The organism is Colwellia sp. (assembly GCF_013215345.1).
Classification (GTDB): Bacteria; Pseudomonadota; Gammaproteobacteria; order Enterobacterales; family Alteromonadaceae; genus Colwellia.
In genome coordinates, this window is sequence record NZ_JABSOV010000014.1 from 13,602 (window position 1) to 39,445 (window position 25,844).

Annotated in this window: 15 protein-coding genes and 2 pseudogenes; 10 read left to right on the forward strand and 7 right to left on the reverse strand. The window is 39.2% G+C overall.

All coding sequences use genetic code 11. The features are described 5' to 3' along the window. From HRT50_RS02800 to HRT50_RS02820, 5 genes and pseudogenes are all read right to left on the reverse strand, one after another. Nucleotides 1–1,246 (reverse strand): annotated as a pseudogene (locus tag HRT50_RS02800) (sensor domain-containing phosphodiesterase); the annotation flags it as partial. Nucleotides 1,247–1,676: 430 nt separating this feature from the next. Then, a complete protein-coding gene (locus tag HRT50_RS02805; RefSeq protein ID WP_291611130.1) occupies nucleotides 1,677–2,015 on the reverse strand; it encodes a hypothetical protein in 339 nt (112 codons plus the stop codon). Nucleotides 2,016–2,413: 398 nt separating this feature from the next. After that, nucleotides 2,414–2,854, reverse strand: a complete 441-nt coding sequence (locus tag HRT50_RS02810; protein WP_291611132.1) for a hypothetical protein — start codon at nucleotides 2,852–2,854, stop codon at nucleotides 2,414–2,416. 165 nt (nucleotides 2,855–3,019) lie between these two features. Next, on the reverse strand, nucleotides 3,020–4,756 hold the full coding sequence (locus tag HRT50_RS02815) for a sodium:solute symporter family protein (protein ID WP_291611134.1): 1,737 nt from the start codon (nucleotides 4,754–4,756) through the stop codon (nucleotides 3,020–3,022). A 3-nt stretch (nucleotides 4,757–4,759) separates the two neighbouring features. Next, nucleotides 4,760–5,011, reverse strand: coding sequence for a DUF4212 domain-containing protein (locus HRT50_RS02820; RefSeq protein WP_291611135.1), 252 nt, complete (start codon nucleotides 5,009–5,011; stop codon nucleotides 4,760–4,762). A 526-nt stretch (nucleotides 5,012–5,537) separates the two neighbouring features. Between HRT50_RS02820 and HRT50_RS02825 the strand changes: the two genes are divergently transcribed. The 4 genes from HRT50_RS02825 (at nucleotide 5,538) to HRT50_RS02840 (ending at nucleotide 10,229) form a co-directional block, all read left to right on the forward strand. Beyond that, nucleotides 5,538–7,412: a putative nucleotidyltransferase substrate binding domain-containing protein gene (locus tag HRT50_RS02825; RefSeq protein WP_291611137.1), complete on the forward strand. Its 1,875-nt coding sequence runs from the start codon at nucleotides 5,538–5,540 to the stop codon at nucleotides 7,410–7,412. Beyond that, nucleotides 7,412–8,128, forward strand: coding sequence for an exonuclease domain-containing protein (locus tag HRT50_RS02830; RefSeq protein ID WP_291611139.1), 717 nt, complete (start codon nucleotides 7,412–7,414; stop codon nucleotides 8,126–8,128). The genes HRT50_RS02825 and HRT50_RS02830 overlap by 1 nt, the downstream gene beginning before the upstream one ends. A 165-nt stretch (nucleotides 8,129–8,293) precedes the next feature. Continuing rightward, complete coding sequence (locus HRT50_RS02835) at nucleotides 8,294–8,689, forward strand: biopolymer transporter ExbD (RefSeq protein WP_291611141.1); 396 nt, start codon at nucleotides 8,294–8,296, stop codon at nucleotides 8,687–8,689. A gap of 178 nt (nucleotides 8,690–8,867) precedes the next feature. Continuing rightward, nucleotides 8,868–10,229, forward strand: a complete 1,362-nt coding sequence (locus HRT50_RS02840) for a M17 family metallopeptidase (protein ID WP_291611143.1) — start codon at nucleotides 8,868–8,870, stop codon at nucleotides 10,227–10,229. A gap of 90 nt (nucleotides 10,230–10,319) precedes the next feature. On the opposite strand, the gene HRT50_RS02845 is transcribed toward HRT50_RS02840, so the two are convergent. Next, nucleotides 10,320–11,069 (reverse strand): ABC transporter substrate-binding protein, encoded by a 750-nt coding sequence (locus HRT50_RS02845; protein WP_291611145.1) that lies wholly within the window; start codon nucleotides 11,067–11,069, stop codon nucleotides 10,320–10,322. Nucleotides 11,070–11,465: 396 nt separating this feature from the next. Between HRT50_RS02845 and HRT50_RS02850 the strand changes: the two genes are divergently transcribed. The 6 genes from HRT50_RS02850 (at nucleotide 11,466) to HRT50_RS02875 (ending at nucleotide 22,800) form a co-directional block, all read left to right on the forward strand. After that, nucleotides 11,466–13,547 (forward strand): S9 family peptidase, encoded by a 2,082-nt coding sequence (locus HRT50_RS02850; protein WP_291611147.1) that lies wholly within the window; start codon nucleotides 11,466–11,468, stop codon nucleotides 13,545–13,547. Between the two features lie 245 nt (nucleotides 13,548–13,792). Beyond that, nucleotides 13,793–15,949, forward strand: coding sequence for a TonB-dependent siderophore receptor (locus tag HRT50_RS02855; protein WP_291611149.1), 2,157 nt, complete (start codon nucleotides 13,793–13,795; stop codon nucleotides 15,947–15,949). A gap of 522 nt (nucleotides 15,950–16,471) precedes the next feature. Next, nucleotides 16,472–17,545, forward strand: a complete 1,074-nt coding sequence (locus HRT50_RS02860; RefSeq protein WP_291611151.1) for a DcaP family trimeric outer membrane transporter — start codon at nucleotides 16,472–16,474, stop codon at nucleotides 17,543–17,545. Between the two features lie 331 nt (nucleotides 17,546–17,876). Then, entirely contained in the window at nucleotides 17,877–18,095 is a 219-nt protein-coding gene (locus HRT50_RS02865) for a hypothetical protein (RefSeq protein ID WP_291611153.1), read from the forward strand. Beyond that, entirely contained in the window at nucleotides 18,096–21,032 is a 2,937-nt protein-coding gene (locus HRT50_RS02870; protein WP_291611155.1) for an ATP-binding protein, read from the forward strand. Between the two features lie 133 nt (nucleotides 21,033–21,165). After that, entirely contained in the window at nucleotides 21,166–22,800 is a 1,635-nt protein-coding gene (locus HRT50_RS02875; RefSeq protein ID WP_291611158.1) for a methyl-accepting chemotaxis protein, read from the forward strand. Between the two features lie 612 nt (nucleotides 22,801–23,412). On the opposite strand, the pseudogene HRT50_RS02880 reads toward HRT50_RS02875, so the two are convergent. Further along, nucleotides 23,413–25,791, reverse strand: a pseudogene (locus HRT50_RS02880) (Tex family protein). Between the last annotated feature and the right edge of the window lie 53 nt (nucleotides 25,792–25,844).

The following is a 25,844-nucleotide window of genomic DNA, read 5'->3' on the forward strand; positions in this document are numbered from 1 at the left end:
GGTTGACCATTCGATACATAGGTACAATTAAATTACGTCGACAATAAATAAAACCGAAAAAAGCCGCAACAATCATGATGGCGAAAAGCAATATTAAGATCAAATTGGCCACCTCACTGGCGCTATTTATCGCCACTTGCTGAGGTGTGACGACAATTATTTTCCATAAGGTTTTTGGCATGATAAATACCGACACGTTTACTGGCTCACCGAGTATGAAGTCTTGCTTACTGATCACCGAAATCGTTGTAGAACCAAGCTTGTCATTCTGATCTCGTAGCATCAACATATTAGCGACAATTAATTGTGCGTCTATGGAAGATATTTGTTTGCTTTGCTCAGCCAGCCCCTCAGCCAGCCCCCTATTTTTCTCTGCAACAGACTGAATCAAAGATTGATTTATTTCAGTTAACACATCCGCAACAGGCTGAAATGAATCAAGTTTTTCTGCTAGCTGATTTACCGTAATATACTCTTGGGTTAAATTATTATTATCTCGATTGGTTGTTTTAGTTAGCTGGTCATCGGGAAAGGACAAAAATTTATTATTACGATCAACTGCATAAGCGTAACCGCCCAGCTTAGCGCTACCCTCGCGTAATATACTCTTCAGTTGTTGCAGACTGACATCAACCGTAGCATTACCCGAAAACTGTTGCTGCTCGAACATTGGCACGGTACAGGTTACCATCGGCGCCAAGGTATACGGGTCCATATAAGACTTAGACCAGAGGCACTCCCCTGGCTTGCTATAACGACCTGGCACATACCATTCTTCGTTATGATAACCAGCACTATTGACATCATTATATTGGTCGAAATACTGTAATTTACCTGAGCTGTCTCGGCCCCAAAAAAAGCTACGTCGCTCTTGCCCTGGAGTAAATTGTCTAGGCTCAGGCCAGACGCCACCGCCAACAATAAAGTCTTGACTTTCTTGCATAGCAAGCATTTGAGGAATAACTTTGTGGAACAGTCTTGGCTCTTTAGGCAAGGTCTCCCCTACAGCAGCCAAATTTCGAGTTAAGGTTTCGGCAATACTAATGCGTAGTGATATCTCTGATACGATTCGAGAACCCGTCTCACCAATCAACTCCTTATTTTTATTAACTAAATATTCCTTAGCGACGAGATCGACCACCATATAAGTTGCCGCGAGCATCACTACAAATAACAGACTCAAGCCAAAGGAAAACTTAAATAAAATGGTATGTTTAGGTCTTACTGTCGGTCTAATAGCAGACATACCTTCTCCTGAAAGCTAACTATATTAATAATAAAAAATGAATGACGTAGTAAATTTTCAACTAGTTTCAGCATAAACTTATGGTAAATGGCGCTGTCGCTCAAAGCATAGCTACCTTTCACCTCATAATCACCACGTATGCGTACAACTAAACAATGAAAATCAATAAATATTATCGTTTAGTTTTACGCATAATCAACTGAATATCAATAGGTTGTAATGCTGTGTAATGTTCTAATTTTACGAGCTCTTCGCACTACAAAATTAGCGCAGTTAACCATAAAATGAAGAGCGTCAGCGCAAGGTTATCATGAGAGATTAAGCAAGATGATGGAGTTTACTCTAGGTAAACTCACCATGCTGTACTAGATTTTTGTTATAGCTTTGACTTGGAAATGGTGGTGATAGCTTGTTTGACTTGATTATTAAGCTAGACGGTTAGGTATTCTTCATAAATAATTTTATTATCTTGCCAAGTTTGAATATGTTTGCCGGTAAATTCGTTTAAGGTTTCATCAGTACCTATCATTTTATAGAAAAAGACCAGCTCGCTAATATTACCATTAAGTTGCTGGGAAATAAGTTGAATATCAAAGGATTCAATGGAGGCGACAAAACCTTTTTGTCTTTCATAGGCTTCAGACATTGATTGAGCAAACAGTTCTCCATCACTGAGCATAGTGACATCATCATGATAGTATTTTTCACATAATGCCAGTACTTGTCCTGCTTGATTCATCCTTATAAAATCATCGACTAAATATTGCATAAATTAATCCCTTAATTGTTTTTAGACGTTGTTATACCCAAGCGACCTCAATATGCAGGATTCAGCTGGAATTAGAAACGTCTTTAGGCAAGGCATTGATTGAAGAGAATAGTTATTCTATTGTCGAAACCAATAACGATGGATAAAGCGTTTCTAAGTCAGCCTTTCTGGGACATCTGAGCAAATCATGCTCATCGTTGAATATTTCATTAAGGGAACAACCATTAATGAAATACAGGCCTTGATCATGAATCGCTCAGGCGTCCTGAAACGAGCATATTGAAGTAGCTTGGGTATATACCAATTGAACACCAACTTAAAAGTATAGTTGATTTTTATCCCTATACTAGGGTCTGTTCTTACTATCCTTTATGTTACTTACCACTAAAGTGATTGGCTTACTGCACTGTTTGTGTATAAAACTCACTGATGTACTGACCGCCTTTAATATTGGCGATTAAACGCAATTTGTAACTATCGCCTTTATTAGCTACCAGCTCACCTATTGGCGTATTACTGTGCCAATAATAAGGACTTTTTTGCATGCCTAGTGGATAAGGCGTCATTTTATCGCTTTTATCGACCAAAAATAGGGTGGCACTATCTAACGGAAACGTTGAATTAACTTCAGTAACACCGGCATTATCAGAAATGTTTACTTTAAATTCGCCTGAACTCAGCACACAATTTTTATTAACAATATCACAATGTCCTTCCGGCGATAATTGAATGATTTTATTATCATCTGCTTGTGATTCTTCATAATAATCCGCGCCGATAAAGCCGATAATAGCGAGAAAGGGAGCAACCATAAAAGCAAGTTTAGTGTGTTTATTCATAGGGTATCTTCTTATACTTTTTCTTTAAAAAAAACATTGATTTATCTAAAGGTATTAAACCAAATTGTGGCAAAAAAAGAAAGGCTAGCGACTTTGGGAGCAACAGTCGTCTAGCCTTTTAGTTTATCTTAACGTGACCTAAGTCACGTCTAATCACTTAATGTTCTAGTGATCGTGTGCTGCACTAACATTTCCAGGAATACGCATGTTTTGTACCATTTCTTGGATATGTGCAGGTGCTGGACCAGTAACTTTAAGCAAAGCGAACGCTACGATAAAGTTAACTAAAGCACCAACTGCACCAAAAGCGTTAGGCGAAATACCGAAGAACCAGTTAGGACCCATATCACCTAGGAATGAAGTACCTGGGATGAACATAATGCCTTTGTGTTGGAACACATACAGCATAGTAACACCAATACCTGAACACATACCGGCAACCGCCGCTGGGCCACTCATTTTCTTAGAGAATATACCCATCATTAGCGCAGGGAAGATACTTGATGCGGCTAAGCCAAAGGCTAAGGCGACCGTTCCTGCGGCAAAGCCAGGCGGATTTAAACCAAGGTAACCGGAGATGATTATCGCTATGGTCATGACTACTCGACCAGCCAGTAACTCATTTTTCTCCGATAGATCCGGCGTTAAGATGCCCTTCATTAAATCATGTGAGATGGATGAGGATATTGCCAATAACAAACCTGCGGCAGTTGATAGCGCAGCGGCTAAACCACCCGCGGCAACCAAGGCAATAACCCAGTTAGGTAAGTTCGCAATAGCAGGGTTAGCTAATACCATAATGTCACGGTCAACTTTCACCATTTCATTGGTAGCAGGGTCTGCTGTGTATTGAATTTTACCGTCGCCATTTTTGTCTTCATACTTTAATAGACCGGTTTTTTCCCAATCTTTAAACCATTGTGGACGCTCAGCATACTCAAGGTTTTGACCAGCAACAGGTTCAATAGTATTCATCAAGTTAAGACGAGCCATGGCGCCAACCGCAGGAGCAACAGTGTAAAGCAAGGCGATACATACTAAAGCGTAACCCGCTGAAGCACGTGCTGCTTGTACTGAAGGTACAGTGAAGAAGCGCATGATTACATGAGGAAGACCCGCAGTACCAATCATCAGAGAAATGGTATAAGCGAACATGTTAACTGTACCGCCTAGGTTATCTGTGGTGTATTCTTTAAAGCCTAAATCAGTAACAACCATATCTAACTTATCAAGTAAGTAAATGCCACTACCATCAGCAAGGGTACTACCTAGACCTAATTGTGGAATTGGATTACCGGTAAGTTGTAATGAAATAAATACCGCAGGAATAGTGTAAGCAAAGATCATTACTACATATTGCGCAATTTGTGTATAAGTAATGCCTTTCATGCCACCTAATACTGCATATACCCAAACAACAAACATGCCTATGCCTAAGCCGATACCATAATCAACTTCTAAGAAGCGCGAGAAGGCAACACCAACACCTTTCATTTGACCGATAATGTAGGTAAGTGACGCTATGATTAAACAAATTACCGCCACAACACGGGCCGTTTTTGAATAATAACGGTCGAAAATAAACTCAGGTACAGTGAACTTACCGTGTTTACGCATATATGGTGCTAACAGCAAAGCCAGTAAGACATAACCACCAGTCCAACCCATTAAGAAGACTGAACCACCATAACCCATGAAGGCAATCATACCTGCCATAGAAATGAATGACGCGGCACTCATCCAATCAGCGCCAATAGCCATGCCGTTTTGTAATGGGGTAATACCGCCGCCCGCTACGTAGAAATCACTGGTTGAACCCGCACGAGCCCACCAAGCAATAGCAAAATATAAAGCAAATGTGCCAAATACTGCGATGTAAGTATATAGTTTTAACTCTTCCATCCCTTAGCCCTCCGCGTGATATTTTTTATCAAGCTTGTTCATTTTGGCGCCATACCAAAAGATCAAACCTAAAAATGAATAAATTGAACCTTGCTGTGCAAACCAAAAACCAAGTTTGTACCCACCTAGACGGAATTCATTTAGCGGCTCTACCAGAAGTAAACCTAAACCAAATGAAACAACGAACCAGATTGCAAGACAGATAAAGATCAAGCGCAGATTTTCCTGCCAGTATGCTTCTTTATTTTCTTCCACAATAGTCTCCTAGCGACGTAGCGTTTTTTAGCGATTTATTTTTTTATTTCGCTTTATTACGCTTTTACTTAAAGAAAGTTAATAATAATTTTATGTATCAATTAGTGAAAGTATGGCTATAGATTTCGGTCAAAACTTACCGATAAATATTAGCGGTAATTTGAAAGCAGTGACAAAAATCTATATGCAACTTTAACTGTTAATTACCCTAACAAGCTTTTTTTTGGCGGGGTATTAGCCTTTAGTCTAGATTGATGAAAAGGCTGCAAGCACCATAAAACCTGAGTAATTAGTCTAATATTGCGATTGTATATTCACTCGTTCATATAAGCAGTTATTAGCAATGGGATGTGATTAACAGAGCTCAAGATCTACACCCGCCAGTTAAAATATTGATTGCCGCACTCAACTTTAGTCTAGGTTTGTCTGATAACACTTGTCTATACGACAACAAAACTCTAGATTAATGCTATCACTAGATAATTGATTATTACTGGCTAGTTACTGGCTAAATAGCGGGAAAAATATGGATACTGAACTGTCAGAAATTAGCACTTTTATTCGCAGCATTCCGCCTTTTGATAGCTTGCCCAAGCAAGTACTTGCCCATCTTGTGCGGGAACTAACTATCAATTATGTGAGAAAAGATGACTATCTTCCGCCAAAAGGCATTAACGAGCCAAGATTATATATTTTGCGAAAAGGCGCTATTAGCTGCCGCTCTGCCGACGGTGAATTAGTCAGCCGCTTGAGTGAAGGAGACTTGTGTGATGCTTTTTACCATACCGAAACTAATGCACTAAGTAACAGTCAAACTGCTACCGCTAGCCAGCTGCAAGTACATACCGATGAAGACTGCTTAATTTACAGCGTTGAAGCCACTGTTTTACAGAATATAGGTGAGCGTTTCCCCAGTATTAGTGACTATTTTAGTCAAAACTCCGCCCAACGCTTAAAAAATAAAATGACTCAGGTGAATGAAGAGGCTATTTTATCTTCCACCTTAATGAATACTGCGGTCAGTAACTTTTATCAAAGCCCAGTGGCAAGTATTAATGCAGACCAAACTATTCAGCAAGCCGCCATGCAAATGAATGAAGAGGGCTATTCTTGCCTAGTGGTGGTCGAAGATGATAATCCGGTTGGCATTGTCACAGATAAAGATATTCGCCGCCGCTGTGTGGCTACGGGGTTAGTAACCAGTGCCGCTATCAGCGAAATTATGACCCGTGATATGTGCACTATTGATGCAAAAAGTAACGCCTATGACGCCTTGATGATGATGACGGCTAAACATATCCATCACTTACCGGTCACCAAAAATGATGAGCTTGTCGGTATGGTTACCGTCACAGACTTGATTAATAATGAAGGTCATAATGCTATTAATTTATCGAGCATTATCCACAAAGCAAACAACCTCACCGAGCTAAAAGAAATCAGTCAGTTATTGCCTAAGTTGCAAATTCGCCTAGCAAAACTTGGCAGCAGTGCCGATCACGTCGGCAAAAGCATTAGCGCAATTACCATGGCATTTACTAAACGTTTAATTGAAATGGCCGAATACAAATATGGCCAAGCGCCTGTGCCTTACGCTTGGCTTGCTGCAGGCTCGCAAGCAAGACAAGAGCAGCTCGCCCATTCAGATCAAGATAATGCCATTATTATCTGTAATTCCATGAAGCCTTATGATGATGCTTGGTTTGAAAGTCTGGCGACCTTTGTTTGTGATGGTTTAGCTGAATGTGGCTTTATCTATTGCCCCGGCGATATCATGGCGACTAATCCTAAGTGGCGACAACCGCAAAAAATCTGGCAAAACTATTTTACTGATTGGGTAGAAACACCTAGCCCGAAGGCCTTACTCAACAGTTGCGTGTTTTTTGATTTAGAGACCATTTATGGCGATGCATCTTTACTGAATAAAGTAAGAAAACAGCTGTTAATAAAAACACAAAACAGTACGCTATTTATTGCCCATTTAACTAAAAACGCTTTAAATTTACGCCCGCCACTGGGTTTTTTTCGTGACTTTGTTTTAAAGCAAAATGGTAAACATAGAGCGACGCTAGATTTAAAACATAATGGTATTGCGCCAGTGGTAGATTTGGCACGAATTTATGCTTTATCTGAAGGTATTAGTGCAGTAAATACCATTGAGCGCATTCAGCAGGCGGCTGGCACACCTTCTTTAACCCGAGGCTCTGCAGAAAACTTAATTGATGCTTATGAGTTCTTAGGTATGTTGAGAGTGGAACATCAAGCGAAAGAGTTAATGCGCGGCGAGAGTGCCGATAATTATTTGTCACCGAAAGAAATATCTAAGTTAGAGCGTGAACACCTTAAAGATGCCTTTAAGGTCATTAAAAGCCTACAAGATGCAAGGCAATCGAGCTACTAATGCCCAGTACAACCTTGACGAATTCACCATTATTCTCTTGGCTGCTTGGTTATGAAGCTAAGCGTAAGCAATTGTTAAATAAAGCACCTGCAGGCGCCTTGCGAGACTTCTTATCCGTGCCAATGCCAAGTATGGCAACCCCTATTGATAAAGTAGCTATTTTGGCGGTGGACTTTGAAACAACCGGCCTGAATGCCAAGCAGGATAAACTGCTTAGTGTTGGCTTTATCACCCTTAGACAGCAACAAATGTCACTCAAAACAAGTTACCATCAAATTATTAAAACCAAAGCACAACTTGAAGAAAGTAATGTCATTATTCATCACATTACCGACAGCCAAAAAGAACAAGGCCAAGCCTTAGCTACAGTAGTTGAAGCTTTACTTAAAGCTCTTGCCGGTAAAGTAATGCTGGTACATTTTGCTCGTATTGAAAAACAATTTTTGACTGAAGCTTGTCATCACATTTATGGCATGGCGCCCATTTTTCCTATGATAGATACCTTGGCACTGGCTAAACGCCGCTTGGATAAACGCGACGTTGCTTATGACCCGTCGGAATTACGCCTTGCCAACTTACGGCATAAAATGCAACTGCCAGAGCACCATGGCCATAATGCCCTCAATGATGCGATTGCCACCGCCGAATTATTTATGGCACAAATGAGTAAGGCCAATAAAGACGGAAAAATCACCCTTAAAGATGTCTTGCTCTAACATCTCTAAATGACTAAATCTTCTCGCTAAAATACAAAAAAACTTACTACGATTTATTTCGTATATTTATTTGACTCTACGTAACCCTTCGTACATAGTGAGTCCCGTGTTCGTTTTTCATACAAAGATAAAAGCTGGTAACTCAAATAATTCCAAGGAAGAAATATGTCTGCAAGAAAAGCTCGATCTGAAGTTGAAAACTCCGAAGTCGATATGACACCTATGCTCGATATAGTATTTATTTTGTTAATCTTTTTTATCGTCACCACCTCCTTTGTCAAAGAAGAAGGAATAATGGTTAATCGCCCTAAAATTAATAAACCTCAAAGCCAATCTACGCCAGCGATGGTACTCAGAATCAGTGATTCTGGTATGGTGACTTTTAATGGAAAACCTGTCGATATTGAACGTGTTCCGGCCCGTATTGAAAACTTTATCGCAAAAAATGACAGCAGCTCAGCCATAGTTATTCCAAATTATAATACTCGTCATGAAGATGTGGTTGCTGTCATTGATAAAGTCAGAGAATTTGAGCACTTGACCATCTCAATAGGGAAATAAAACCCGCTTGGATAATTTAGCTATTGTACTGTCGGTCACTCTTTAAGCGAACTTAGCCGTTCAATAAAAATTGATAAAAAATCGATAAAGAAATGAGCCAATAGAGCTTCTTCTATGGTCATCTTGGGTTACAATCTAAGCATTACATCAAGATAGCCATTAGACCTAAAGGAAGCTCATGAATAACTTACTAAACGCTGAAAACCAAGGTATTAACCTTTTTGTTATTGAAAAAAGTGCTTACCAAGCTTGGTTTAGTAAACAAGATAAACATAACCAAACTTGGCTAACTAATACTAATTATCAAGGTGACGGCCTAGCACTTATGTCCGATGGCCAAGGTGAATTGAGTCAAGCAGTATTTTGTGTGGCTGATGCCAGTGATTATTTTGCTTGTGGCGACCTAATTAAGCAGCTGCCTCAGAGCCAGTTTTTATTACAAGCAGAGTCAGAGCACGTTGCCGCCATCAGTTTTGGTTGGTTAGTAGGTGCTTATCAATATGATAGATATATTACTAACAAGCCAGAAAAAACCTTAGCAAGTTTAGCGATTAACAATGCCGAGATTGTTGCTAGTGCCATTAAATTTGCCCAAGCAACCGCCTTAACACGTGATCTAGTCAATACGCCTGCTGCCGATATGATGCCGGTAGACATAGCCCAAGCCGCGTTAGAGCTAGCTGAACAATTTAATGGTGAAGTTAAGCAAATTATTGGTGATGAGCTACTAGTACATAATTATCCAACCATTCATGCCGTTGGTCGCGCCAGTATTAACACGCCTCGTTTAGTCGATTTAACTTGGGGTGATAAAAGTCATCCACAAGTAACACTTGTTGGTAAAGGTGTCTGTTTTGACAGTGGCGGTTTAGATATGAAACCCGCTGCAGGTATGCGTAATATGAAAAAAGACATGGGCGGTGCTGCCCACGTTTTAGGTTTAGCTCAGTTGATCATGGCGCATAACTTACCTATTAATTTACGTGTGTTAATTCCTGCGGTAGAAAATGCAGTCTCAAGCAATGCACTTCGTCCAGGAGATGTAGTTACTACGCGTAAAGGTCTTACCGTTGAAATCCATAATACTGATGCCGAAGGTCGTTTAGTATTATGTGATGCTTTAGCCGAAGCTGAAAATGATGAACCTGAATTAATCATCGATTTTGCTACGTTAACGGGTGCTATGCGTGTTGCTTTAGGCACTGAATTAGCGGGCTTCTTCTCAACTAATGATCAAGTAGCTGCCGATATCACCACTGCTGGTCTGAAAAATAGTGATCCAGTATGGCGTATGCCGTTACATAAACCTTATGATGATTTATTCAAAAGCACTATAGCCGATATGACTAACTGCCCAACGCAGCCTTTTGGCGGTGCTATTACTGCCGCATTATATTTACAGCGGTTTGTTGAAAAGACCGATTGGGTACACTTTGATGTTATGGCTTTTAATGTTCGTCACTTACCTGGTCGCCCATTAGGTGGTGAAGCTTTTGGTATTCGTGCAGTGTTTGATTACTTACAAGCTAGATTTAAGTAGCCTAATTAATAGATTAATTATTTTATAAAAAGTCACCTTAACGTAGCTTATATTGGGTGACTTTTTTATGCTTACTATTTATACGCACGATTAGTGTATTTGGTATTTTGCATAAATTTTTTCAATAGTGCCATCTTGCTTAAGCTGTTTTATCACTTTATTCACAGCATCCCTTAAGTCAGCATTTTTAAATGCCATGTGAGAATAAACATCAGGCCATAAGCGATGAATGTTAAAGTCACTTTTCTTTATAGGTGTATCACCTTGGTAATATTTATTTTGTAGGTCGTGAAAAAATATATGAATATCACCTACCCGAATATCTTTCTGCCCAGCGGCCATTAAATAAGTGGTATCTTTAGGGTGTGAGTGCTCTGAGTAATTATCATTAGCCAACGCCATTTGCTTATACTGCTCACCCAAAAGATCTTTTGCCCCTTGATAAGCCGCTATAGAATATGCCTGTAAGTCTTCAATATCATCGATTTCAAGAGCATGTATCTTCTTAGACACTGCCACATCGGTATAACGGAAAAGAGCCTCAGATAAATGACCTTTCACTTTTGAAGCAGAAAATATATTACAAGCAACGTCAATAATCTTGCCGCTGTTAATTTCATGGAGCAACCTATGATTACTCATAAAAATGAATTTAACTTCATATTCTGGCAATTGCTTAAATATTTCTCGGGTTATATCAAGAAATAGGCCCTTGTTTTCCGCCTCTATAAAAAAGGGCGGGAAATTACCGACACCAACACGCAGTTCTTGTTTGGCTAGCAACAAAGAGGGGAAGACCAGTAAAAGTACAATTAAGACCTGCTGTAACATTTTATACATAGACGCACAAATTGTTGAGAATACTTAAATTTAGTATAAACCAACTTTGTACTAAATTTAAACCAATACATTTACCTCTGATGGTAAATAGAGCCGTATAAATACTAACTTATACGGCTGAAGAGCGGTTTAACAAGCTAGTGAGTACTTGCGTCAGTTCTCCTAATTGTTCTTCTTTTCATTGTCAATACGCTCTATTAACTACATATTGTTACGTAATTTTTATTGTCAATTTATGCTAATAGATAAATTTTACAAAATACACAGACACAAACTCTATTTAATCTCGATTTTTCCTCTTTTCATCGAATTTAATGCACTTTCCATTGGTTTCACGCTCAAAAAAACATAAACTCGGGGGGTTAAAATTTTTCGAATAGACCTCTAGGACTAGAAATGAAACTAAAAATAAACTCGTTAAAACAAGCCTTAGCGATCAGCTTTGGCTTGCTTACTTGTTCAGTAGCCACAGCTGAACAAACAAGCAAAGTTATTACCGCTGAAAACCTGGTAACTTTGCAATCAGTTAGCCAAGCACAAGTCAGCCCAAGTGGTGAGTATATTGCTTACACTCGCTCAGTTCCTCGTGAGATCTATGTTGAAAAAGACGGTAAAAATTGGGGTGAGTTATACCTAGTGAATGATAAAGGCGTTGAGCGTCCTTTTATTACCGGTAAAGTAAATATTAGAAATATTCAGTGGTCTGCTGATGGTTCATTAATCTATTTCCTAGCCAAAATGAATGATGATAAATTCACTAACCTTTATCAAATTCCTGCCAACGGTGGTCAAGCACAAAAAGCCGTAGTATTAAAAGACACTAGCATTAATAATTACGCACTTAGCAGTGATAATAAGCAAATTGCAATCTTAGCGAAAAAAGCCAAAGACAAGTCAGTTAAGAAACTACAAGGTTTAGGTTTTAAAGCGGAAGTTTTTGAAGAACAACTTACTAATCAGCTTTTATATGTAACCAATCTGGCTCAGTCTGATAAAGCAATTACACCGACAGCATGGGACATCAAAGGTTATGTTTCTGATGTGCATTTCTCGCCAACAGGTAAAGATTTATTAGTTAAAACTCAACCTACTGCTTTAATTGATGACAAATACATGAAGTCACGATGGCACATTGTTGATATCGCTAAAAAATCAGTTAAAACCTCTTTCGCTACCGAAGGAAAGCTAGGCGCAGCTGAATTTTCATACGATGGTAAATATGTTGCCCTACATGGTGCGCAAGACAAACATGATCCTGCAACAGGTCGTTTATTTATTGCCAACGTTAGCACAGGTAAAGTAGCTAACTGGTTACCCGACTTTAACGGTCACGTAAGTGATTTTGAATGGTCTAATAAGCGCAATGAATTATATTTCATCGCCAACATTGGTACTCAGTCAGTTGTTGCCAAAATTAAGCCTGGCTCTAACAAATACAAAACAGTGGTTGCCGGTGGCAAGTTCATCGCGGGTAACTTGAGTATTTCTGACTCAGACAAAACCGTTGTGGTAAAAGCAAACACTGCCCAACACCCTAACGAAGTATTTATGCTGCGCGGCAAAATACAAACTCGCTTAACTGATTCAAATACTTGGTTAAATGATGTTGCTTTAGCTAAACAAGAAAGTCTTACAATTAAAGCCCGTGACGGCGTAGAAATAGGCGGTGTATTAGTTTACCCACTTGATTACAAAAAAGGTCAGCGTTACCCATTAATCATGTCAGTACATGGCGGTCCAGAAAGCCATGACAAAGATGGCTGGATTACAGCTTACTCTCGTCCGGGCCAATTAGCAGCAGCACAAGGTTATGCCGTATTTTACCCTAACTACCGTGGTAGCACAGGCAAAGGCGTAGACTACTCTAAACTAGGTCAAAACGATTACGCAGGTAAAGAATTTGATGACTTGGTAGACCTTAAAAATCATTTAGTAAACATTGGTTTAGTGAATGAGAAAAAAGTTGGTATTACTGGTGGTTCATACGGTGGTTATGCTTCAGCTTGGGGTGCAACTAAATTAACTAAACACTTTGCAGCTAGCGTAATGTTTGTTGGTATTTCTAACCAGTTATCAAAGTTTGGTACTACTGATATTTCAAACGAAATGAACTTAGTTCATGCTCGTTCATATCCTTGGGACAAATGGCAATGGTATTTAGAACGCAGCCCTATTTATTGGGTAGAACAATCTGAAACGCCATTACTAATTATGCACGGTAAAGCAGATCCTCGTGTACATCCTGCACAATCTATGGAAATGTACCGCTACATGAAAGTACGTGGTAAAACAGTGCGTTTAGTCTATTACCCAGGTGAAGGCCATGGTAATAAACGTGCCGCTGCCAAGTACGATTACAGCTTACGTTTAATGCGTTGGATGGATAACTACTTAAAACATGATAACAAGCCAATGCCTGCTCATGACTTACCTCATGCAGCTAACTTAACAGCGCAAAAATCAGCTGATAAGAAGTAAAAGCCTACACTTTTACTACAAAACAAATGAAAAAGGTCAGCTTAGCTGGCCTTTTTTATTGCCTGATAAACATAATAAACATGTGCTAAATCAAACTATCCTTAAGTAAACACTAGAAATTACAAAGTTGTTACAAAACTATACCTCATAGCCATTGCTAATGATAATAATTATCATTAGACTTCGCGCTATTATTATACTGTACGCTTGTTTTACTCTTATATTCATTAAGGTTTGAGTTATTTATGAAGTTTTCTCCCCTATTTTTAGCCGTCAGCGCGATACTTTCTTCGACAGCCGTTTCTGCTAATACTGTTGCCAATACAGCTGATAATGCTACTAATACCACTGACGCTCCTACAGCAAAGGTTGTCGCTGATTCAACAGAGACTAAAGCACTTAAAGATATTGAAGTGATTCAAGTTAAAGGTAGCTATTTTAATGGCTATAAAGTTGATAATGCTAACGGTGCTTTGCGCGGTAATATCTCTTTATTAGAAACTGCACAATCGGTCACCGTTATTCCAGCTACGGTAATTAACGAGCAATTAGCCACCACTTTAGGTGAAGTACTCGTTAATGACGCCAGCTTAACCGCAGGATCTAAGCAACGTAACCGTGAAGTATTTAGTTTACGTGGTTTTGAATTAAGCTCTTCAAATGGTTATTTACGTGACGGTCATCAACATTGGTCTCATTACCAACAGCCAATTGAAACACTAGAAAGCATTGAAGTTATCAAGGGACCTTCAAGTATTTTATACGGTCAATCAGGTCCTGGTGGCTTAGTTAATATGGTTACCAAAAAACCAACCACTAACTCTATCTTTAATCTAGGTTTAGATGTTGATCAAGAAGGTTCATCTCGCCTGACATTGGATGCAGGTGGTGCAATAACTGAAGATGAGTCACTACGTTACCGCGCTAACTTAGTTAAGCAAGATGTCACTTATCAACGTGAATACCAAAACGGTGAGCAAAGAGAGCGTGAGCGTTTCCTTGGTGCCTTGGTAGTTGATTATGATATTAATGACGATTTACTCGTGCGTTTTCATTATGATAAAACCAATGATAAAGCCGGTTTAGATACTGGTGCTTGGTTAGATGATGACGGTAATGTTATTGGCGATGATAAAACCATTCGTGATATGTCATGGGCCTTTACTGATATTACCGTTGAAAACTACGGTGTTGATGCCAGCTATATTATCAATGATGCTTGGCAAGTGAAATTTGGCTATAACGAGCAGACATTTGAACGTCAACGTTTTGAATCAGCAGCGAAAAAACCGAGTGATTTTGTCGAAGGAGACAGCTACACCTCAAAACCTTATGACCGCTTTGATGATTGGCAGTTCACCACCAGCTTTATTGACTTTACTGGTGAATTCGAACTTGCCGGTGTAGAGCATACCTTACTTGTTGGTGCTAACTACCTTGATTATTACTACGGTCAATTAAAAGTAAAAGGCGAGTCATTTGAGTACTCTGCTGGCCAAGTTGAGCCACCGCGCCCTGATATTAGTTACACCACAGATGACAGCCTTTATACCAGTGAATACGATTATTACGGTATTTATATTCAAGATTTGATCACCATTAACCAAAAATGGCAAGTAATGATTGGCGGTCGCTACGATAAACAAAGTAAAACCGGTGCTGATAATGAATCATTATTACCTAAAGCTGGTGTACTTTATCATCCAAGTGAAAATGCCACTTTCTATGCCAGCTACAGTGAAGGTTTTGAGCCACAGAGCAGTGAAACTATTAATGATGACGAAGATTTAAACTATGGCATGGAAATCGATGCCATGACTTCAAAACAATATGAGCTTGGTGCTAAATGGCAACTATTGGATGATCGTTTGTTACTAACTACAGCAATATTCGACATCACTAAGTCTGGTGTATTAGTTACTGAGTATAATGAAGATGATAGCTACCGCACTTCACAAGTAGGTGAACAGCGTCATAAAGGTTTTGAAGTGGCCGCACAAGGTGCAGTAACCGATAAACTTTTTGTTATGGCCTCTATGATGAACCTTGATGCCACTTATGAAAATGATGAAGAATACACTGGCATGACACCTATTGATGCACCAGAGTGGTCAGCGTCGCTTTGGTCACGTTATGAATTGACTGAAAACCTAGCTATTAATGCTGGTGCTTTTTATGAAGGTGAGCGCTTTGCTAACCAAGATAACACAGTAGTAAAAGATGCTTATACTCGTATTGATGTCGGTGCTACTTATAAAATAGCCCTACAAAATACCGACATTAACTTACGCTTTAATGTGCAAAACTTACTTGATACCGACTACCTAGCCGGTGGTGGTACTTCTAACGTAACCGTTGGTGACGGCATTAGCTACCGCCTTGCTGTACAAGTTGCTTTTTAGTCAACTAGCTAGTAAAAATCAACCTTGAAGTTAAGGTCAAAATTACAGTAAAAGAACGCAAAATAAGCCTAGGATATTAAGCAATGTAACACTGCTTCATCCTGGGCTTTTTTCTGCATAACAACCTAATTACTTACCACTAATGTACTGCCCCTCCCTGTACCGATTTTCTGACTGTCGTTCAAGTATTTAACTGTCAATGATTAACACTATTTTTACGGTTAGCTATATTCAAGACAAACCCTGACGAGATGGATAATTGACGACAAAACTAGAGGGAATTTCAAATAGTGGAAGTTATTTGATAAAAATCGACTAAAGTATAAGTACTTTTTCTGGCAATGTAGACTTAGGTCTAATTCCTTTTGTTCACTTTACACTCTAACTTACTATTAGATAACAAAAAGCCACAATAAAGTAAAATCATAAGAGGCGTATAAGACCTCGTAAAAGATTAGTAGCTTGAAACAAATAACAGACATTAAGTCTCACAATAATAAGTAAACAAAAATGGGGAATATCATGTTTCATAATTCATTATTTAAAGTTAAGAAATTAATACTAGCAACCAGCTTATTAGCGGTTACCAGCGCAGCTAATTCCGGTTACACCATCAAATTAGACGATGGCGATAGCATAACCTTTGGTGGTTACATTAAGGTTGATGCGCGCTATACCAGTGGTAATATTGCTGCGAACGATTACTGGTACGGTGGTGGAACTGTTCTAGCAGAAAGCCAATCTAACTTTGGCATTGCCGTCAATGAAACGCGTTTTAACACTAAATATGTCCATGGTGATGTCACTGGTTTTATTGAAATGGATTTTTACGGTGATGCCGTGTCAGGTGGTGGTAATGAAATTATCTCCAACTCTTCCAAGCCACGTTTGCGTCATGCCTTTGTTAAGTACAAAAATGTCTTAGTTGGCCAAACATGGACTACTTTCCAAAACACGAGTTCTCTTGCTGAAGCAGCCGATTTTGGTGGCCCGTTAGTAGCTTCTGCCTTTATTCGTCAAGGTCAGGTTCGATATACCAATGGCGGCTTACAACTTTCTATTGAAAATCCTGAAACATACAAAGGTGTTCATGGCAATGATTCCATTCCAGACTTCATAGGTAAATATACCTTTAAAGGCGACTGGGGTAATGTTTCTGTGTCTGGTTTAGCTCGACAATTACAAACCCTTGATGGCTCTGAGTCGGCAATAGGTTTCGGTGTTGCCGGTCGTATTAATACCTTTGGTAAAGATGATTTTCGCTTTCAAGTACACGGTGGTAATGTCGGTCGTTACGTGGGTGTTACCGCTTCTACAGACGTAGCTCAAAATAGTACAGGTAGTTGGGAAGCAGAAGATACCACCTCGGTCATGGTTGCTTATCGTCATTTCTGGACAGACGATATGCGTAGTTCAGTATTCTATGGTAATACCACAACTGATCTTCGTGATACAGATCGCTCTCACTGGGGAGTCAACATCTTTAAAAACGTAACTAAGCAGCTATCTTTTGGTTTAGAAGTAGGTAACTTTGAAATGGCTGAATCAAATGCTGATTCTGACTATGTACAATTCTCAACCAAATTCGTCTTATAGTTTTTATAATACCAACTCAATTAAGTTTGTGACCTTGTTGTGCACAGAAAAAATAAATCAAAGCAAGGCGCTCGATTGACCAATAGCTGGCTATTGGGATTGAGAGCAACGCCGCCTTGGAGTATTTTAACCAGTACAAGTGGGTAATAATTTAATAGAATTGGTATAACACCTTGCGTTAGTTAACCTCGTTGAGGTTATTTTATGGGGAAGCATTTGCTTCCCTTTTTTTATGGGAAAACATAAGCTTTCCTATTCGATGACATAGATTGATAAAAGAAACTTTTTATACCTATACTGAAGTATTATTCCCGCACTATAGGCTGATAAAATGACCCCGAATATAGGTAAACAAGCCTTCCTAGCGATACTCGCTTTTCTGGCTTTTATCATGCCCCTGGTTCTTGCCGATGAAGTATCTTTGTTAGAAAACTGGTTATTCATTTTTATTAGCTGGTCATTGGTCATTTTGTTATCGGCATTAAGCCCCGCACAGAACGAGAATAAAAGCGCCAAGAAAACTGATTCAGCGTTAAAGGAATCACAATAATTGATTTCATTTAGCCAGGTACTCATCTTATTAGCCATTTATATTATTTCGCTATTTTTCTTGGCTCAATGGGGTCAGTCAGACAGTAAAGCAGCTAAACGAATACGTAACTCTGCCAATACCTACGCCTTAAGCCTGGCTGTTTTTTGTACTTCCTGGACATTTTTTGGCAATATTGCCGTCTCGACTAAACAAGGACTATTTCCAGTCGCCTTATACCTAGGTACCACCTTAACCTTCATTTTTATGACGCCACTGTTAAAGAAAATGGTGCTATTAAAAAATGAGTTTCACTCCACCAGTATTGCCGATTTTATTTCGGTCCGTTATAAAAGGTCGCAAGGGTTAGCGGCATTAGTTAGCTTATTGTGCGTAATTGGCATCACTCCCTATTTGACCATTCAATTAAAATCGGTCATTGATAGTTTTCAAATACTGACCGATAACTCCCAGCAGACCTTAGCGTTTCTTGATTATTTAGATGTTATTATTGTTTTGATGATGGCATTTTTCACCATTATTTTTGGTGTCCGTCATATAGATCCAACCGAAAAACATCCCGGTATGATGGTCGCGTTGGCGGGAGAGAGTATTCTAAAATTATTAGCTATGCTCATTGGCTGCCTCTGGATTTGCTACATGATCAAGCCCGGGGTGTTTAGTATATTTGCGGAGTTTGCCCATGAGGCGCAATTAAATCCCAAAGTGCTGACCATATCTACCCAGCAATGGCTCAGTTTTATGCTCATTGGTGCTTTAGGCATTATCACACTGCCCAGACAATTTCATGTTGGCATTGTTGAATGTAGTGATGCAAAATTTTTAGACCGAGCAAAATGGCTTTTTCCACTGTATTTATTACTGATCAATTTGTTCACTTTCCCAGTGGCATTAGCCGGTTTAATAACGCCAGGAGCTCTTGAGTCGTCACGTATATTGTTGTTAACTCAGCCGTTAGCAAACCATGCACCTTTTATCGCCCTTATTACCTTTTTAGGTGGCTTTGCTGCAGCAACAGGAATGATAATGATCAGTGCTATGACGCTATCCACCATGCTGACCAACCATATTTTGATGCCGGTTATCATGCAGACTCCTGCGCTGTCAGCCTTAAAGCGTCAAATCTTACCTTTACGTTGGTTAATGGTCTTTGCCATTCTTTTCTTAAGCCTATTCTATTATCGCGCTATTGGTGACTCTCAACTTATTGTCAATATTGGTAGCATAAGTTTTGTTGCCACCGCACAATTTGCGCCAGCATTAATAGGCGGACTAATTTGGCGAAAAGGTAATTTGTCCGGTGCATTCAGCGGACTTACTATTGGTGCTTGTGTATGGTTTTATTGCACTTTATTGCCATCTTTAATTCGCTCTGGCTGGCTAGATTGGTCAATATTATCTCAAGATAGTGGCTTCTTTTATTGGATTAACCCTGAGCAACTTTTTGCCATTCAAGCAATCAGCCCATTTACCAATGGACTTATATGGAGCTTACTTGCCAATATTCTTTGCTACATCGGCGTTTCTTTATTTACTAAAATGTCTGAAGAGGAACAAAAAATATCACACCAATTTGTTGATATTAAAAATATATACCTTAAAGACAATTTTGCTGCAGGCACAACCGCCGATATTAACCTGCTCAATAAGAAGCTACTTATCACAGAAGTTTTTCTGCAATATCTACCTGAAGAGTTAGCCGAGTCAAAACTACAACAATCGTTAGTAAAAGCTGAAATACATGATCAAGAAAATATTAATATCGTTGAATTGTCTTCGTTAAAAAATGCCGCACTTAATGCTTTAGCCGGCGCCATTGGTATGGCCTCATCCTATAAAGCCTTTAATAACATTAATTTAATCGATGCCGATGAGGAACAGCAATTAGCCACTTATTTTTCCCACTTTTTTGCGCAATTACAACTGTCCCCTAAAGAGCTCTTTGAACAAGTTAACTTCCACCAGCAAAAACGTGAATTACTGGAAAGTCATGCCAAACAGCTACTAGATACCATTGCCAAATTAGTAACTGAGGTCACGCAGAGATTAAAAGCTGAACAGGTCGTTAATTCACTTAATGAAGGTTTAGAGCTCAGAGTAACAGAAAGAACCCAAGCATTGAGCCAAAGTAATAGTGAGTTAAATAAAACACTCGAACAATTAAAACTTACCCAAGGCCAGTTACTAGAAAATGAAAAAATGGCTTCCTTAGGTGGGCTAGTCGCGGGTGTCGCCCATGAAGTTAATACTCCTATAGGCACAGTACTCACCTCAATAAGTTTTATGAAAGAAAAATGTCACACTATTATTAAGGCGATGGACGATAAAACATTGAGCTCTCAGCAACTGTCAAAGTTTACCGATGAACTTGAACAAGGTTTTGACCTTTCCTTACGAAATATTAGCCGGGCTGTTGAGTTAATTGAGGGCTTTAAGCTTATTGCTGTTGATAGCGTTGTTGATGATGCTCGCACCCTTAATGTGCATGATTATTTAGAAGATGTGCTTAGAACATTAAGGCCAAAAGCAAAGCAAGCTCAGGTGACTATTAAACTTTCCTGCGCGAAGGACATAGTTATTAACTCATATCCCGGAGCCCTTGCACAGATCACTAATAACCTAATCATCAATAGCTTAGTGCACGCCTTTACTGAGAAAAACGACATCAAGGGTGAAATCACCATTGATGTTAAGGCCTCACAACAGAGTCTTGAACTTATCTATGGCGATAATGGCTGCAAGCTTGATGAAAACACTAAAGCGCAATTATTTGAACCCTTTTATACCACGAGGCGAGGCCAAGGGGGCTCAGGTCTAGGAGCACATATTGTCTACAATCTGGTTACCCAAAAATTAAAAGGCACCATAGAGCTGATCACAGAACAAGCCCAGGGTAAAAGTTTTAAAATAAACATTCCACTAACGGACAGTAAATAACACATAAGTCTCCTGAAAATTCAGTAATTAATTGTCCTTTTTTCAACGCTTTAATTTATATTTTATATTTATGATTATGATAAAAATTGAACTAAACTGATAAATACAGCTTGCTAATAGAGAATAGTCATTTATGGATTTTTTACGTAAATTCAGCATACAGCAAAGGTTAGCCATGCTGGTGGTTTTAATTATTATTGGTATCACTGCGCTAGGTGCCATAAGCTTGTCAGAAGAATACCATTCCTTAATGGCACAAAAAAAATTCACCACCAACGAATTAATAGATAGCACTTACGGCATTGTGGAACATCAATATAGCTTGCAGCAAAAAGGGGAGCTTACTGAGGTACAAGCACAAAAACAGGCTTTAAGTATTATTGCCAGTTTGCGCTACGATACCAACAATTATTTTTGGGTTAACGACTTTACCCCGAACATGATAATGCACCCAATAAAACCACAACTCAATGGCAAGAATATCGGTGGTGTGAAAGACCCTGATGGCAAAGCTTTATTTATTGATATGGTGAATATAGTCAAGGCTAAGGGGGAAGGTTTTGTTTACTACAAATGGACTAAACCTGGCTTTGATGATCCGGTCGACAAAATTGGTTTTGTTAAAGGCTTCACTCCTTGGCAATGGATTATTGGTACAGGCACCTACCTAGATGATATTGATGCGACCTTTGCCGAGCAACGCAATATGATCATAATAAATAGCGTTGTTATTACCCTTGTGATCATTGGCTTAAGTTATGTTATTGGTAATAGCATCTTAGTTCCGACCAGATCAGCGGCTGAATTAATGAAAGATATTGCCCAAGGTGATGGTGATCTGACCAAGTCTTTAGATGATAGCGGTCAAGATGAAATTTCTCGCTTATCTAACTACTTTAATGAGTTCACTGGTAAAATGCGGCAGTTATTACAAGATGTCGCCAATAATACCTCACAAGTTTTAGACCATGCCGAAGCTGTTTCTGGCGCTAGTGATACCACTCAATCGTTAATACAAAACCAAAACGACATTACCGTGCAAGTGGCCACTGCAATGGAAGAGATGACCTCACAAATTAAGGAAGTGAGTGATAATGCTAGCTCTGCTGAGCAAGCCGCAAATGATGCCAGAAATAACACCTCTGACGGCAAAGAAATCATCTCTCATACCATCAAACAAATGCAATCTCTGTCGAGCAATATTGATGAAGTTAGTCAAGTGGTTGCCAGCCTTGCTTCTGAAAGTGACAATATTGGCTCTGTTCTGGATGTGATTAGAGGCATTGCTGAGCAAACAAATTTGTTAGCGCTAAACGCCGCGATAGAAGCTGCACGCGCTGGTGAGCAAGGCCGTGGTTTTGCCGTGGTAGCCGATGAAGTGCGTACTTTAGCTAATCGTACTGAACAAAGCACCAATGAAATTCAACAAATGATACAAAAATTACAAGCTGGAGCGCAAGAAGCCGTAGCAGCGGTGAAAGTCAGCCAAGACATTTCTCTGAAAACCGTTGAGCAAACAGCAAAGGCAGATGATTCCCTTTCTGAAATTGACCGTTTGATGGAAGTTATTTCTGATATGAATACACAAATAGCCAGAGCGACTGAACAACAAAGCCAAGCTGCTGATGAGGTTAATTTACGTATTAATGATTTAGCGGGAATGACCGATGAGTCTCTCGCGACTACCGAACAGCTTAGTGAAACGAGCCAGAAATTGAAGGTCAGCAGTAATGCCATGTCTGAGGTTGTTGGTCGCTTTAAAATTTAGCTGCAATAACAAAGTACTAATACCAACGCCCCTAACGAAGTAATCATTTAAAAAGGGCATAAAAAAACCAGTAATATTTGTCGATTAAGAGAATATTACTGGCTAAACCATCAAAAATTTAAAGTCGAATTGAACTGAGTAAAACTCGGTAGAATCCTAAAGTAGTCACTTAATGGTTATGTGTCCTGAAGCATAACCACTAAGTTCCGTACTTTGCTATTGCTTATTTAGTGAGAGAGCATTCACTGCCTAAGCAACAAGGTAATGATAATCATTCTCATTTATATTGTCAACACTATTTGTTAAATTTTATTAAATATTAATTTTTTGATATTACAGGCATAAAAAAGCCAGTAACACATTTCCATCAAGAAAATGTTACTGGCTAAACCATCAAAAATTTTAAAGTCGAATTGAACTGAGCAGAACTCGGTAGAATCCTAAAGTGGTCACTTAGTGGTTATGTGTCCTGGAGCATAACCACTAAGTTCCATACTTTACTGCTGCTTATTTAGTGAGAGAGCATTCACTGCCTAAGCAACTAACCAAATAATAATCATTCTCATTACGAGAGTCAACACTATTTTAACAATTAATTTAAAATAGTTGTTTTTATTTTTTCAGCTTAGCAAAAGCATCGGCGAAAGCGTTACCCATAGCGGCATTGTCCACTTTTTTACCTTTTGATTTATTTTGATTTACTGCAGGTTTTCCTTGATTATTCCTACTGTTCATCTGATTTTTTGCTTTATTGTTATCACCTTTACCATTATCTTTTGTCTGAAAAGGCTTGTTAGTGGCTGCGTTAACTTGCTCATCTAAGCGCATCGTTAAACTGATACGCTTGCGAGCAACATCAATTTCCAACACTTTCACCTTAACAATATCCCCCGCCTTGACAATTTCCCGCGGGTCACTGATAAATTTATTAGTTATTGAAGAAATATGTACTAGCCCATCTTGATGCACACCAATATCAACAAAAGCACCAAAGTTAGCAACATTAGAAACCACTCCTTCAAGTATCATACCTAAGGTTAAATCTGCCATGCTAGTTACACCTTCAGCAAAACTAGCTGTTTTAAACTCAGGACGTGGATCTCTATTCGGTTTTGTTAGCTCATCAATAATTCCTTTTACCGTGACGGCACCAAAATCATCATTTGTTAACTTGCTTATGTCTAAAGCACTTAATTGTGCACTGTTATTTAGCACCTGAGAGATATCAAGTTGTAATGTCTTGATTATCTTCTCTACCAAGGCATAACTTTCCGGGTGCAAAGCAGATTGGTCTAATGGATTATCACCACCTGTAATACGTAAAAAACCCGCTGATTGTTCAAAAGCTTTCGGCCCTAAACGGGCAACTTTTTTCAATTGCTTTCTATTAGTAAAGCGCCCTTCACTATCTCGAAAAGCAACAATGTTATTAGCCATGGTTTTGTTTAACCCTGAAACACGGGTTAATAACGCTGCAGAGGCACTGTTTAAGTCAACACCAACAGCATTTACACAATCTTCAACGACATCATCAAGGGTTTTACTCAACTGGCTCTGGCTAACGTCATGCTGATATTGACCGACACCTATTGCTTTAGGGTCAATTTTGACTAACTCAGCTAAGGGATCTTGTAATCGTCGAGCAATGGAAACAGCACCCCGTATTGTCACATCAAGGTCTGGAAATTCATTGGCGGCAAATTCAGAGGCAGAATACACAGATGCGCCCGCTTCACTGACAATCATTTTAATAAGTTGAACTTTGCTTTCATCAGCTTTAAAAATTTGCATAACTTCAGCAACTAATTTATCACTTTCACGAGAGCCGGTGCCATTACCAATAGCCACTAACTCGACTTTATGTTGACGACAAATATTAACTAAGGTTCTTACTGACTTATCCCAATGATTTTGCGGCGCATGTGGGAAGATGGTAGCTGTATGTAATAACTTACCGGTGCCATCGACAATAGCAATTTTACAGCCTGTTCTTAAACCAGGATCTAAACCCAAGGTGACTTGTGGACCAGCAGGAGCAGCCATCAATAAATCGGCAAGGTTATTAGAGAAAACATCTATCGCCTGGGTTTCAGCTTGCTCACGTAAGCTAGTTACCAATTCATTAGTTAAACTGATACTTAATTTAGCTTTCCAAGTGAGTTGTACAACCTTAGTTAAAAACTCAGCAGCGGCCTGATTAGTTAAGCGTAAAGTTAAGTGCTCGCTAATCATTTGCTCAGCACTACTGCATACCCTTGCCTCTTCTCCGGGATCGACATCGATATGAAGTTGTAAAAACCCTTCATTTCGGCCACGCAACATCGCTAACATACGATGGGAAGGTACGGTTCTTAGTTTTTCACTGTGCGCAAAGTAGTCTCTAAACTTGGCACCAGCTTTCTCTTGGCCTTTAACTAGTTTGCTGGTTAAGTGTGCTTGCTTTAATAAGTGACGACGTAGCTTTGCTAATAAATTGGCATCTTCGCTAAAACGTTCGGCCAAAATATAACTCGCGCCATCAAGTACCGACTTTACATCAGTAAATCCTGCCGCCTGATTAATAAAAGCTTTTGCTTCTTGTTCGGGAGAAAGTTGCCAGTTATTAAATAGTTTGTTCGCTAAAGGCGCTATACCTGCCTCACTGGCAATCTTGCCTTTAGTACGGCGCTTCGGCTTATAGGGTAAATATAAATCTTCTAAGCGGGTTTTATTATCGGCTTGCAGAATTGATTTTTCCAGCTCAGGGCTGAGTTTATCTTGCTACTAAATACTCGTTAAAATAACTTTTCGGCGATCATTTAACTCACGTAAATAGCTTAACCGCTGTGCTAAGTGACGAAGATGGTTATCATCTAAACCTTGGGTAACTTCTTTACGGTAACGGGCAATAAATGGCACGGTAGCACCATCATCAAGCAAGGTAATAGCGGCATTAATTTGTACCGCGTTAACATTGAGTTCTTGAGCGATTTGCTCGGCAATAGTTAACATTGAATTGAGATTCCAACAAGATTAAGAGTAGGAGGGCATGATAACAGAAAATT

What these genes read in the sequence shown, in the direction of transcription:
- HRT50_RS02805 (WP_291611130.1), bottom strand. Translation starts at nt 2,015, where the DNA reads ATGCAATATTTAGTCGATGATTTTATAAGGATGAATCAAGCAGGACAA.
- HRT50_RS02810 (WP_291611132.1), bottom strand. Translation starts at nt 2,854, where the DNA reads ATGAATAAACACACTAAACTTGCTTTTATGGTTGCTCCCTTTCTCGCT.
- HRT50_RS02815 (WP_291611134.1), bottom strand. Translation starts at nt 4,756, where the DNA reads ATGGAAGAGTTAAAACTATATACTTACATCGCAGTATTTGGCACATTT.
- HRT50_RS02825 (WP_291611137.1), top strand. Translation starts at nt 5,538, where the DNA reads ATGGATACTGAACTGTCAGAAATTAGCACTTTTATTCGCAGCATTCCG.
- HRT50_RS02830 (WP_291611139.1), top strand. Translation starts at nt 7,412, where the DNA reads ATGCCCAGTACAACCTTGACGAATTCACCATTATTCTCTTGGCTGCTT.
- HRT50_RS02835 (WP_291611141.1), top strand. Translation starts at nt 8,294, where the DNA reads ATGTCTGCAAGAAAAGCTCGATCTGAAGTTGAAAACTCCGAAGTCGAT.
- HRT50_RS02840 (WP_291611143.1), top strand. Translation starts at nt 8,868, where the DNA reads ATGAATAACTTACTAAACGCTGAAAACCAAGGTATTAACCTTTTTGTT.
- HRT50_RS02845 (WP_291611145.1), bottom strand. Translation starts at nt 11,069, where the DNA reads ATGTATAAAATGTTACAGCAGGTCTTAATTGTACTTTTACTGGTCTTC.
- HRT50_RS02850 (WP_291611147.1), top strand. Translation starts at nt 11,466, where the DNA reads ATGAAACTAAAAATAAACTCGTTAAAACAAGCCTTAGCGATCAGCTTT.
- HRT50_RS02855 (WP_291611149.1), top strand. Translation starts at nt 13,793, where the DNA reads ATGAAGTTTTCTCCCCTATTTTTAGCCGTCAGCGCGATACTTTCTTCG.
- HRT50_RS02860 (WP_291611151.1), top strand. Translation starts at nt 16,472, where the DNA reads ATGTTTCATAATTCATTATTTAAAGTTAAGAAATTAATACTAGCAACC.
- HRT50_RS02865 (WP_291611153.1), top strand. Translation starts at nt 17,877, where the DNA reads ATGACCCCGAATATAGGTAAACAAGCCTTCCTAGCGATACTCGCTTTT.
- HRT50_RS02875 (WP_291611158.1), top strand. Translation starts at nt 21,166, where the DNA reads ATGGATTTTTTACGTAAATTCAGCATACAGCAAAGGTTAGCCATGCTG.